Genomic DNA, 11,757 nt, shown 5'->3' on the forward strand with positions numbered 1-11,757 from the left:
CGGAAGGAGAACAGAAGGATCGCCGAGACTCCAACGGAACGGCCGGTTGCCCGCCCCGCGCCGACCCCGCACGTCGACCCCGACGTCACACGTCGACCCCAACCTCACACGTCGATCCACACGTCGACCCCGTACGCCTTTTAAGCGTCGGACCCACCGTCGCTGCATGAACCGCGACGAGTTCGCCGCCAGCATCGATCACACCGTGCTCGGCCCGGAGACGACGTGGGCCGACGTGAAGACGGTCCTCGACGAGGCCGCCGACAGCGGGATGAACGCCTGCATCCCGCCCTGTTACGTCGCCGAAGCCGCCGACTACGGGAACGCGCCGGGGACGATCGCGACCGTCGTCGGGTTTCCGCACGGCCAGCACGCGCCCGACGCGAAACGCGACGAGGCGGTCGCCGCGTGGAACGACGGCACCGACGAGATCGACCTCGTCATCAACGTCGGCCGGCTGAAAGCCGGCGAGGACGACGCGGTCGCCGCCGAGATATCCGACGTCGTCGCCGCGGTGCCGATTCCCGTGAAGGTGATAATCGAGACGGCCCTCCTGACCGACGCCGAGAAGCGCCGCGCGTGCGAGGCCGCCGTCGACGCCGACGCAGACATGGTGAAGACGTCGACCGGGTTCGCCGACGGCGGTGCGACCGTCCAGGATGTCGAGCTGATGAGCGAATACCTTCCCGTGAAGGCCTCCGGCGGCGTCGGGTCGTACGAGGAGGCGATGGCCATGCTCGACGCCGGCGCGGTGCGTATCGGTGCCTCGTCGGGCGTCGCCATCGTCGACGGCTACCCGCGGTGACCGACCTCGCGACGTCGTCTCCCGTTCCCTCCCCGTGGGAATCCCGTGGTACGCATTTGTAGGTCACGCCCCTATGTGGAAGTATGAGCCACGGAGCGAAATCGTCACGGCTGAACCTCGACGCCGCGCTCAAGGCGTTCGGCGCGGTCGGCATCCTCATCGCCGTCGTGCTGATCGTCGGCGTGCTCGCGCTGACCGACCCGTTCGGCGACTACGTCACCACCTCGCCCGCGGTGTTCGGAAGCTTGCTGTCGGCGGGACTGCTCGTGGCGGTCGGCTACGCCGCGTACGCCCTGCGCCGCCGCTGAGTCGAAATTCGAACGGTACGGCGGTCACGCAGACGCCAAGAAAAAAATTTCGTAGCGTTGCGATTGCGGAGGGGTTCGGCTAGCTCGACGCCTGCACGGATTCCGTCTGATCGTACTTCTCCTCGAACTCCTGGATGAGCTGCCCCATCTTCGCGTACCAGTCGTTGAGCATGCGCTGCATCTCGTCCGTGATCTTCTCGGGGTCGGTCGGCGAGTACACGTGGTAGTAGCCGCCTTGGTCGTAGTTGATCTGCTCTTTGGTGATGAATCCGGTCTGGAGCAGCCGCTGAACCGACCGGTAGGCCGTCGAGCGCTCGCGGTCGACGGCCTCCGCGACCGCGTCGATCGTCATCGGCTCCTCGCTCTCGACGAGCACGCTGAAACACTCCCGGTCGAGCGGCTTGAGCCCGTGGAAGCACTCCAGTAACCCCTCACACTGGATATCCCGCTGGAGTTGCTCCGACAAGGAATCTGGCATGGTATTACCCGCGAGTACGAATCGGACGCCTAAAAGGCTTGTGTGTGGATAACACAATCTTGCGACATCCTGCTAACTCCGACGCGCCGATCAACCGCGCGAGTGCACCAATCGGCGGGTGAGTTGGGTAGCGGTGATCGCCTTCGCTACCGTCCGTGTCTCTTTAAATAACGACCGTGGAGCGCCGCGCTGTCACGCCGTTCGCGGCGGGGGTACGAGGAATACGTTCCCCGCGGCCCGGGCGACGACGTCCTCGGAGACGCTACCGAGAAGGAGCCGACGCAGGCGACTGCGGCCGCGAGAGCCGAGCAGGAGCGTGCTCGGATCGTGGTCCGCCTCGGCGGCGAGGATCTCGTCGGCGGGGTCGCCGCGACGGACTTCGGTGCGGGCGTCGAGCCCCCAGTCGTCGAGCCGTTCCGCGAGGTCGGCGAGGCGCGCTTCGGGACCGTCGCCGCCGCTCGTGTCGTCTTTCGACGACTCGACGTGGACCAGCGTAACCTCCTCGGTCGCGTGCCTGAGGTACTCGAACGACCGGAACGCGCGCTCGGCGTTCTCGGAGAAGTCGGTCGCGAACAGGGTCCGCCTGAACAGGTGTCTGCGGATCGTCCCCGGATCGTCGACGCCGCGCTCGATGCGGTCGACGAGCAGTGGCACGACCGTCGTCCGAGCGAGGTTCCGCGCCGTCGACCCGATCACCCGGTTCTCCAGCGGGCTCTTCCCGCGAGATCCGACCATCACTAGGTCGGCCCCGACGGACCCGGCGATCCCGTTTATCCGGCGGTGCGGGGTCCCCCGAACGACGTGCGTCTCGACCGAGAATCCCGCGTCCTCGACCCGAGATCGGTATCGACGGAGCGCCTCCTTCCGCCGCTTCTGGAACCCCATCCCCGGCATTCCCGAGTGAACGTTCGCGGGAACGACCGTCACGAGGTGGAGCCGATCGACTCCGATCCGACGGAGACAGCCCAACCCGGTCTCTGACTCGATCATCGACTCGCTCGCCGACGAGAGGTCCGTCGCGATCACCGCCGTCTTTCCGTCTACCGCCGAAGATCCGTCGCCACCGAATTCCTCGACCCCCCTCGCTTCGGGCTCCGCCCCGTCCGCAGTCATCGCCGGACGACCCCGCGCTCGGCCGCTTGTTCTCGAATAATAATTCGCATACTACACAATACTAACGTGGCGGAGATAAAACCACCGGCCGGGAGGTATAACCCGAGGGCGACTGAATTGGAGATGATGAGCGACGAATCGATCGAGGCGGCGGTCGAACGGTTCCTCGACGAGACCGAGTCCGCGCTCGACGACTACGACCAAGGGTACGCCGACGCCGATGCGACCCTGTCGGTGGTTCGCACCAGGATGGACGAGCTGGCCGCCGCGGTCGGCGAGGACGCGTAGCGTCGGAGCGGTCAGGGCCCGGCACCGATCAGCTCTCGGACGCGAGCGACGTGCTCGCCGAACGTCGGATCGCCGCGCTCGCGGGGCCGGTCCACGTCGACGTCGACGATCTCCTCGACTCGGCCCGGCTCCGCCGCCATCACCACAATACGGTCGGCGAGCGTCACCGCCTCGGCGACGTCGTGGGTGACGAACAGGACCGTCTTCCCGGTCGACTCCCAGACGTCGAGCAGTTCGCGCTGGAGCATTTCCCGGGTCTGCGCGTCGACCGCGCCGAACGGCTCGTCCATCAGGAGGAGCTCGGGATCGACGGCGAGCGCTCGCGCGATGGCGACGCGCTGTTTCATCCCGCCGGAGAGCGACTTCGGGTACGACCCCCGGAACTCGGCGAGCCCGACGAGGTCGAGCATCTCGTCCACTCGCCGCTCGCGCTCGGCCGCGGAGCGGTCGCTCCGTTCGAGCCCGAACCCGACGTTCTCCTCGATCGTGAGCCACGGGAACAGGTGGTACTCCTGGAAGACGACGCCCATGTCTGTCGTCGGTCCGGTAACCGTGCGTCCGGCGAGACGAATCTCGCCGTCGGTGGCGTCGGTGAGCCCGGCGATGATCCGGAACAGCGTCGTCTTCCCACAGCCGGAGGGGCCGACGAGACAGACGAACTCGCCCTTGTCGACGGCGAATGAGACGTCGTCGAGCGCACGGACCGCGTCGCCGTCGCGGTCCCCGCGGTACGTCTTTCCGACCCGGTCGACGTCGACGCTGGCGTCGCCGTGGCTCTCGGCCTCGCCGTCTTTCTCGCGGTCGTCGCGGCCGCCATCGCTGCCATCACACCCGGTCATCGGGCCTCCGTTCACGCCCGCCACACTAACACCCTCCGTTGGGCCGCCCGAAAGGCCACGTCGACGAGGAGGTACATCAGGCTCAACACGAGGATGTACGCGATCACCGCGTCGACGAGGAGGTTGTTGCTCGCGCGCAGGATCTCCCGACCGATCCCGGGGACGCCGAATATCTCGGAGGCGACGACGAGCATCCAACAGCGGCCGAGCCCGGTTCGGATCCCGGTCGTGATCCCCGGTAGCGCCGCGGGGAGGACGATCGACCGAACCATGTCGATGTCGCCGCGCACTCCGAGCGTTCGTCCCACGTCGAGGAGGTCTTCGGAGACGTCTTCGACGGCACCGTAGGCCGCGTAGAAGTTGATCCAGAACGCGCCGACGGCGATGATGAACGCCGCGCCGGCGTCGTTGATCCCGAACCAGGCGATCGCGAAGCCGATCAGCGCGAGCGGCGGAACCGGTCGGAGCGTCCGCACGAGCGGCGCTGTCACGTCGTCGAGCAGCCCGCTCCACGAGAAGGCGACGCCCGCGCCCACGCCGAGTGCGGTGCCGACGACGGTGCCCGGGACCCAGTGGCGGACGCTCGACCAGAGCGCGGCGGTCATCGTCCCGGAGGCCAGCTCCTCGACGAACGTCGCCGCGACCGCGGCCGGCGACGGGAGCACGTACGCCGGCTGCGTGAGCGAGGCGAGGTACCACAGCGTCACGAATCCGACGACGCCGGCAGTCCCGCGGAGCAGTCGTCTCGGATCGTCGAGGCCGACCCCGTCACGCAGTTCGTTCCCGTCGAATCCGCCTTCCGTGTCGGTGGCCATCAGAGCGAGTCGTAGATGCTCAGGTCGAAGATCGCCTCGGTCGAGAGCTGCTCGTCGATCTGTCCGTTGTCGGCCGCGAACTCCGAGAACACCTGCGTCGCGTCGGTGATCTCGTTGGGGTCGGTGATGAAGTTCGACAGCGGCGAGTCGAGAGCCGTCCGAGCCCGGTCCGCGGGCATTCCGATCCCCGCTTCGACGTGGGCCGCGGTCGCGTCTGGGCTCTCACCGATGAACTCGGTGGCGCGGACGTGCTGTTCGAGGAACTGCGCGGCGACCGGCGAGTCGCGAACTTCGTCGCTCATCAGCGTGACCGCGGCCGGCTGGCCCGGGAGGACGTCGGCCGCCGTCCGAAGCATCGTCACGGACGAGTCCTCCTCGGCGGCGATCGTCGGCACCGGCTCCATGATCGAGGTTCCGTCGATCTCGTCGTTGGCGATCGCCTGCCAGACGGCGTTGGCCCCGTTGATCTCGATGATCTCGACAGCGTCGTTCGATTCGGGATCGACGCCGGCCTCCTGAAGCCAGTAGCGGAGCAGGACGTCCGGAACGCTTCCCTGCGGGAAGGTACCGAAGCGGAACGGCTCGCCGTGCTCGGCTTCCCACGCGGCGAACGCGTCGGCACCCTGCTCCTCGAAGGTGTCGTGGAACGAGGACTCGGCCATGATTCCCATCGGCTCGCGGATGTTCGCCGCTGTCACCTGCGCCGGGATATCGCGGTCGATGACGATCATCGCCGGCACGACCCCGAACATTGCGACGTCGATCTCGCCGCCGCCGAACGCCTGCACGATCGCCGGCCCGTCTGTGAACTCCTGGCCGTCGATCTCGGCGTCGATCGCTGAGAAGTAGCCCTCGCCCTCCATCACGTACCACTGGAGGTCCGGGTAGATCGGCATGTGCGCGACCGTCAGCTCGTCGGGTCCGCCGTCGCCGCCGAGACAGCCCGCGAGGCCGACGGTCGTCGCCCCACCCGCGGCGGCGAGAAAGGACCGCCGCGAGGCTGGAGCGTTTCGCTCGTACATACGTGTCCAAGCCGTCGCAAGCGCAATACCCTCGCGCCACCAGCAACTGGGGCGTGTACCCATGACGAGCATCAACAGAGAGTACGCCCGGTACAGAGCATATACCCGAGGTCAAAGAGGAATACAACTTCTTTCTGGTTGTCATTGGTAAGAGCAATAATTGCGAAATATCGTCGACATCGACCCGTCGAACGCCGTTGGTCGAACGCCATTCGTCGAACGCCATTAGGCGAACGCGAGACACCGGCAACGACCCGTCCTCGGCGATACCTTCGGCGTCGAGTATGAACCCGTCCGCCTTATGAACCCGCCCGCCGATGGTGGGGCATGGTCTCGGAGATCTTCGATCCCGACGCGTGGGAGCCGGTCACGGACGAGTTCGACGACATCACGTATCACCGCGGCGTCGACGTACCGGTCGTTCGGATCGGGTTCGACCGTCCCGAGGTTCGCAACGCGTTCCGGCCGGGGACGGTCGACGAGCTGTACGCCGCGCTCGATCACGCGCGCAAGCAGGCGGACGTGGGCTGCGTCCTCCTCACCGGCAACGGTCCCGCTCCCGAGGACGGTGGGTGGGCGTTCTGCTCGGGCGGCGACCAGTCGGTTCGGGGTGGCTCCGGGTACGAGTACCGCGACGACGACGAGGCGGGCGACGAGGACGACCCGCTGGTCAGGGAGGCGCGCGCGGGCCGGCTGCACATTCTCGAAGTACAGCGTCTGATCCGGTTCATGCCGAAGCCCGTCGTCGCGGTCGTCCCCGGCTGGGCGGTCGGCGGCGGCCACTCGCTGCACGTGGTCTGTGACCTCACGCTCGCCAGCGACGAGCGCGCGAAGTTCCTCCAGACGGACCCCGACGTGGCCTCCTTCGACGGCGGGTTCGGCTCCGCGTACCTGGCGAAGCAGATCGGTCAGAAGAAGGCCCGCGAAGTGTTCTTCCGAGGGAAGACGTACTCGGCCGAGGAGGCCGCCGACATGGGAATGGTCAACGAGGTCGTCCCGCACGAGGAGTTGGAGGCCGTCGCGATCGAGTGGGCCGACGAGATGACCGAGAAATCGCCGACCGCGATGCGCATGCTGAAGTACGCGTTCAACATGACCGACGACGGCATGGTCGGCCAGCAAGTGTTCGCCGGCGAAGCGACTCGACTCGCGTACATGACCGACGAAGCCCAAGAAGGCAGAGACGCATTCCTTGAGAAGCGCGAGCCTGGATTCCGGGAGTACCCGTGGCACTACTAACCGCTACGCGAGCACCTGTTAGACTGTGAACGAGCGTTGTTGTTTATAAGTAACTCCCCAATTTTCTCGGTGCGGTGGCGCGCCTCCGAGCGGCCGACAGGTCGCGAAGAGCCCGCGAGGGAGCCCGTGGCCGCTTATAAGCGGCCACGGCGAGGTTGGGGAGGCGTGAGGTGCGGGGCGGTTGCGGTGCGGGGCGGTTGCGGTGCGGGGTGGGGCTCCAAGGGGCAGTCGCCGGCGCTGCGCCGCCGGCGACGAAGCCGTGAGCCGTCGCAGCTGGGGCTTTGGAAGTGGTCACCGCACCGTCGACTGCTTATAAGCGAGCGACTGGGGCGTTGCAAGTGTTCGCCGCGCTAGCAACAACCAGTTATAAATAGACGACGCTGTGCACGTTCCTCGCCCCATCGGAAATTTATAAGCGATCGATCGACTTCTCCGGAGAGGCCACCGGTCCGACAATCGACCGACGCAATCAGTGGAATCCGCGATCGACGTCGTCGGCGTCGATCAGGTCCTCCAGCTCGGCCGAGAGCAGCGCTTCGGCCTCGTCGAAGGTGTCGGAGAGCTCGTCGAGCTCGTCCGGCCGACCGTCGAACTCGTAGTCCATCGGGCCGAACGCGGGGGAGTCGACCGCCTCCATCACGTCCTCGAACAAATGGTCCGGACTCGTCGGCGTCTCCGCGTGGACCTTCAGGGTCTCGCGCAGCCGGGTCGCCACGTCCTTCGCCTGCGCTGCGTCCTCGGGCGGGGACTGCACCGCGAAGCGCCCGGCCGCCTCGTCGTCTGGTAAGAGCGGGTCGAGCTCGTCGTCGACGCGTCGGGCGACCCGCGTGCCGACCCCACGGAGGTCGCGAGGGTTCTTCGCGTACGTCTTCAGGTGGTAGACGCCGACGCTCGGATGACCGACGTAGAGGTCCTCACCGAGCCCCCCGTGCCGTGAACCGGCGACGGCACGCCACCCGTCCGGATCGGCCGATCCGCCAGCGACGTCCGCAAGGATGTTGTCCCAGTCTCGAACGCGCATACGGTACGAAGTAACGGACTCACGGGCATGAGAATGTCGATTTTCCGCGCTCGCGAACTGGGCGAACGCGAGCAACGGACGGATTCACGCCGATCCACTGCAACGCGAGCCGATCCACTGCAACGCGAGCCGATCCCCTGCAACGCGAGCCGATCCCCTGCAACGCGAGCCGATCCACTGTGACGCAAGCCGATCCGCTGCGATGCGAGCCGATTCGTCGTTTGCACCCGATGCGGAGGTTCGTCTGAGCGGAAACCAACGAGCGATCGCCAGAGACGGGGGATTACGGGAAATTCGTTCGGGACCGTGACGGTCGCTGTCGCCCCCTTCGTTTCGAGTATAATCACTGATACAAATTCAAAAACCACGCGACTGCGACGGGTCGTCGTTTCGAGCGTGCGAAATATCTGACCACTTTCAGGGAGGTGGCCACATTTATCTTCCGCTTCGTGGAACGTTCACTCCGATCGGAGGATCAATGGAATGAGATGTTCGTCGTGTGAGACGAGAGAGGCCCACCATCGGGCCGTGGTCGACATTCACGACGGGACGGTCCTCGGTGGATACTGTCGCCCGTGCGAGCGAACCCACTTCGGCGAAACCTTCGAGCACGGGGAGTGGGGCGGCGATTCCCGGTGCCTCCTCTGTGGCGACAGCGGACGGTTCGCGCTGGCGCTACGCGAGATCGAGTTCGTCGAGACCCCGGACGGTGAGATCCGCCACGAGTCGCTCCCGGTCGACTCGGACACGCCGCGCCTCTGCGGGAGCCACCTCCGGAGCGTCCTCGGGGTGGCCGTCGACGCCGAGACCGAACAGCTCAGGCTCCCCGAGATGGGATCCGTTTCCCATCCGCCGTGAACCGAACGGCGTCCGCCGTTTCCTTCTGAAGGCTTACAACCGGCCGACGACTGGCGATACCCCGCCCGACGACGGGACGACCACAACCCCCGAAGCGGGGGCACCGACAGCGTTTTTCCACGCCGACGACGATGACGGCCGTGAACGTTCGGGGGCCAATCTGCTTTGTCGGGGAGGCGCGGATGGTGTCGACGTCGTACGGGGACCGGGAGCTCCGCGAGCTTCGGATCCGGCCCGACCGCGGCGCGGGCGACCCCGTCGACGTGACGCTGTGGGGCAAGTGGACCGAGACAGCGGATCACGCCGAAGTCGGCATGGAACTGCTCGTTACCGACGCGGAAGCGGACGAGTTCGGCGGCGAGACGGGCTACGCCACGACGGGCGACTCGTGGGTGGTCCTCGAACCCGACTTCCTCGTCGACGTGACGGGGATCCGTTCGTGGGTGCAGTGCCCGCGGATGTACTATCTGAACAAGCTCTCAGGGATCCCGCTCAACTACCCTGTCGTCAAGGGGACCATCGTCCACGAGGTGTTCGGCGACCTGCTCCGCGGGATGGACGTGGAGGAGTCGATCGCCGACCGCGTCGACGAGGCGGGCCTCGAACTGGGGCTCTTGGGCTACGAGCCGGAGGAAGTCGCCGACGAGGTCCGGCGCAACGCGGCCGCGATCGAGGGATGGCTCTCGCAGGGCACCCTCACCGACGGAGACACGTGGCGGTCGGAGTTCACCCTCATTTCTCCCACCTTCGGATTAAAAGGGCGCGCCGACGCGCTTCGCCGCGGCACCCCCGTCGAACTGAAGACCGGGAAGAACACCAAACGGGAGCCGCGCTTCCATGACAAGATCCAGGCGGCCTGCTACGCACTCATGTTGGACGAGCGCGGCGTTGATCCCGACATCGGGACCCTCTTATATACGAAAAACACTGCGCTCGACCGCAACGAGGAGACCGGCGACCTCGCGCCGGCCAAGGAGTTCTCCGTCGGGAACGGCCTGCTCCAGTTCGTCGTCCGCGAACGCAACGCGCTCGCCGCGATGGAGTGGCGCGCGCTCAACGAGCCCGGCGAGCGCCCCACCGTCCCGACCGGGTACGAGGCCGACGCGACGTGCCAGTACTGCTTCGAGCAGGACACCTGCATGGTCGTCTCCGGCCGCCTCGATCAGGAGTCGAAGGCGGGCGCGGTCGGATCGCCCGTTCCCGACGAAGAGCGCGCGTACTTCGATCGCTTTTACACGGCCCTCGAAGAGGAGCGCCGCGAGACCCACGCGGAGTACCGGAAGCTGTGGGAACAGTCGGCGGCGGAGCGCGCCGCGGACGACCGTGCGCTGATCGACCTCGAACCGGTGGCACAGGCCGAGATCGACGACGCCCGGTGGGAGCTTCGCGCCCGCAAACCGGACGACGCCGTCTCCAAACTCCGCGAGGGCGACGTGGCGCTCGCGAGCGACGGCGACCCGGTCGGCGGGCACGCCGAACTCGGCCGGATCACCGAACTCGGCGACGAAGTCGTCGTCGAAACCGACGAGCCGGTCGAGCTACGCCGGCTCGACGTCTATCCCTCGGAGATCTCCGTCGACCGCTCGCTCACCGCGCTCCACGACGCAGTTTTAAAGGGGAGCGAGGCGCGCAAGGACGTGCTGTTCGGGCGGCGTGAGCCCGCGTTTCGGGGCGAACGCGACCGGCCGTCTGGGGAGGCCGGCGCGTCCGAAGCACCTCCGGACGCCTACATCGACAACAACGCGTCCCAGAACGCCGCCGTCGAGCTCGCCGTCGACGCCGAGGACTGCGCGCTGATCCACGGCCCGCCCGGAACCGGAAAGACGTACACCATCGCCCGGACGATCCGCGCGCTCGTCGCCGAGGGGAACCGGGTGTTGCTCTCGGCGTTCACGAACCGGGCGGTCGACAACGCCCTCGAAGCCCTCCGCGATCAGGGGTTCGATGATGTACTGCGGGTCGGGACCGAAACCGGCGTCCGCGGCGATATGCAGGACGTGCGGCTCGTCCAGCGCGGCGACCCCAACGCGAAGGCCGCCAAGCTGCGGGACGCCCCCGTCGTCGCCGCGACCACGGCAGCCTGCGGCTCTCGCGTCATGCGCGAGTGCGAGTTTGACGTGGCGCTCGTCGACGAGGCCTCCCAGATCACGGAGCCGGGAACTCACGCCGCGATCAACCTCGCGGATCGATTCGTCCTCGTCGGCGACCACGAGCAGCTCCCGCCGGTCGTGAGAGCCGAGAACGACCTTCAGACCTCCCTCTTTCAGCGACTCATCGAGACGTACCCCGACGCGAGCGTCATGCTCGACCGCCAGTACCGGATGAGCCAGCGCATTCAGGCGTTCGCCTCCGCCGAGTTCTACGACGGCGCGCTCCGCCCGGCGACCCCCGAAGTCGCGGGACAGACCCTCCGCGATCTCGGTGTCGATCCCGCCGACCTCGGCCCCGAACTCACGGGCGGCGTGAGCTTCGTCGATCCGGACGGGGCTCGTGACGGCAACCGAAACGTCCGAGAGGCCGAGCGCGTCGCCGCGATCGTCGACGCCTACGTCGCCGCCGGCGTCGACCCCGACGATATCGGCGTCATCGCCCCCTTCCGGGCGCAGGTCGCGGAGATCAGTCGGCGGACCGACGTCACCGTGGACACCGTTGACCGCTTCCAAGGCTCCTCGAAGGAGGTGATCGTCGTCTCGCTGGTCGCGACCGGCGACCTCGACGGGCCGATCTTCGAGGACTATCGTCGGATGAACGTCGCGCTCACCCGGGCGAAAAAGCAGCTGACGCTCGTCGGCGACGCCGACGCGCTCGGCTCGGACCCCTTCTATGCGCGGATGCTCGGCTGGGCGCGGCAGTGACACGGTTATCGACCCGATTCGTGTACACCGGTGAGCGAGTACGGGAGTAAGTGTTGCAGATCGTTGTGGGGATGAGGTATTTAAAATGACATGATCGAAGCGACGATCGCTTATAA

12 protein-coding genes are annotated in these 11,757 nt (G+C 66.9%); 6 read left to right on the forward strand and 6 right to left on the reverse strand.

The genetic code is table 11. The features are described 5' to 3' along the window. The first annotated feature begins 166 nt into the window (after window positions 1–166). Window positions 167–805: a deoxyribose-phosphate aldolase gene (deoC, locus tag ACFQEY_RS15490; RefSeq protein WP_379770289.1), complete on the forward strand. Its 639-nt coding sequence runs from the start codon at window positions 167–169 to the stop codon at window positions 803–805. Window positions 806–888: 83 nt separating this feature from the next. After that, complete coding sequence (locus ACFQEY_RS15495) at window positions 889–1,113, forward strand: hypothetical protein (RefSeq protein WP_379770291.1); 225 nt, start codon at window positions 889–891, stop codon at window positions 1,111–1,113. Between the two features lie 79 nt (window positions 1,114–1,192). On the opposite strand, the gene ACFQEY_RS15500 is transcribed toward ACFQEY_RS15495, so the two are convergent. Beyond that, the gene (locus ACFQEY_RS15500; protein WP_379770293.1) at window positions 1,193–1,591 is read right to left on the reverse strand and encodes a helix-turn-helix domain-containing protein; all 399 of its coding nucleotides are present in this window, start codon (window positions 1,589–1,591) and stop codon (window positions 1,193–1,195) included. A gap of 192 nt (window positions 1,592–1,783) precedes the next feature. Beyond that, window positions 1,784–2,704: a universal stress protein gene (locus tag ACFQEY_RS15505; protein WP_379770296.1), complete on the reverse strand. Its 921-nt coding sequence runs from the start codon at window positions 2,702–2,704 to the stop codon at window positions 1,784–1,786. Between the two features lie 126 nt (window positions 2,705–2,830). On the opposite strand from ACFQEY_RS15505, the gene ACFQEY_RS15510 reads away from it, so the two are divergent. Continuing rightward, window positions 2,831–2,992 carry a hypothetical protein gene (locus tag ACFQEY_RS15510; RefSeq protein ID WP_379770298.1) on the forward strand — a complete coding sequence of 54 codons (162 nt, stop codon included), beginning with the start codon at window positions 2,831–2,833 and terminating at the stop codon, window positions 2,990–2,992. Between the two features lie 11 nt (window positions 2,993–3,003). Here the strand turns inward: ACFQEY_RS15510 and ACFQEY_RS15515 are convergent, their stop codons facing one another. The 3 genes from ACFQEY_RS15515 to ACFQEY_RS15525 are packed head-to-tail and all read right to left on the reverse strand — an operon-like array spanning window position 3,004 to window position 5,668. Further along, the gene (locus ACFQEY_RS15515; protein WP_379770300.1) at window positions 3,004–3,831 is read right to left on the reverse strand and encodes an ABC transporter ATP-binding protein; all 828 of its coding nucleotides are present in this window, start codon (window positions 3,829–3,831) and stop codon (window positions 3,004–3,006) included. Between the two features lie 11 nt (window positions 3,832–3,842). Then, window positions 3,843–4,646: an ABC transporter permease gene (locus ACFQEY_RS15520; RefSeq protein ID WP_379770302.1), complete on the reverse strand. Its 804-nt coding sequence runs from the start codon at window positions 4,644–4,646 to the stop codon at window positions 3,843–3,845. After that, window positions 4,646–5,668 (reverse strand): ABC transporter substrate-binding protein, encoded by a 1,023-nt coding sequence (locus ACFQEY_RS15525; RefSeq protein ID WP_379770304.1) that lies wholly within the window; start codon window positions 5,666–5,668, stop codon window positions 4,646–4,648. Before ACFQEY_RS15525 ends, ACFQEY_RS15520 begins: the two co-directional genes overlap by 1 nt. A gap of 327 nt (window positions 5,669–5,995) precedes the next feature. Between ACFQEY_RS15525 and ACFQEY_RS15530 the strand changes: the two genes are divergently transcribed. After that, on the forward strand, window positions 5,996–6,907 hold the full coding sequence (locus ACFQEY_RS15530) for a 1,4-dihydroxy-2-naphthoyl-CoA synthase (RefSeq protein ID WP_379770306.1): 912 nt from the start codon (window positions 5,996–5,998) through the stop codon (window positions 6,905–6,907). A gap of 469 nt (window positions 6,908–7,376) precedes the next feature. Here the strand turns inward: ACFQEY_RS15530 and ACFQEY_RS15535 are convergent, their stop codons facing one another. After that, window positions 7,377–7,928 carry a hypothetical protein gene (locus tag ACFQEY_RS15535; protein ID WP_379770308.1) on the reverse strand — a complete coding sequence of 184 codons (552 nt, stop codon included), beginning with the start codon at window positions 7,926–7,928 and terminating at the stop codon, window positions 7,377–7,379. A gap of 483 nt (window positions 7,929–8,411) precedes the next feature. Here ACFQEY_RS15535 and ACFQEY_RS15540 point away from each other — a divergent pair, with 483 nt between their 5' ends. Next, window positions 8,412–8,786 (forward strand): hypothetical protein, encoded by a 375-nt coding sequence (locus tag ACFQEY_RS15540; RefSeq protein WP_379770310.1) that lies wholly within the window; start codon window positions 8,412–8,414, stop codon window positions 8,784–8,786. Between the two features lie 140 nt (window positions 8,787–8,926). After that, window positions 8,927–11,641 (forward strand): AAA domain-containing protein, encoded by a 2,715-nt coding sequence (locus ACFQEY_RS15545; protein ID WP_379770313.1) that lies wholly within the window; start codon window positions 8,927–8,929, stop codon window positions 11,639–11,641. Window positions 11,642–11,757: the final 116 nt, after the last annotated feature.

The organism is Halorubrum trueperi (genome assembly GCF_042662525.1).
In the GTDB taxonomy this organism is placed as follows: Archaea; Halobacteriota; Halobacteria; order Halobacteriales; family Haloferacaceae; genus Halorubrum; species Halorubrum trueperi.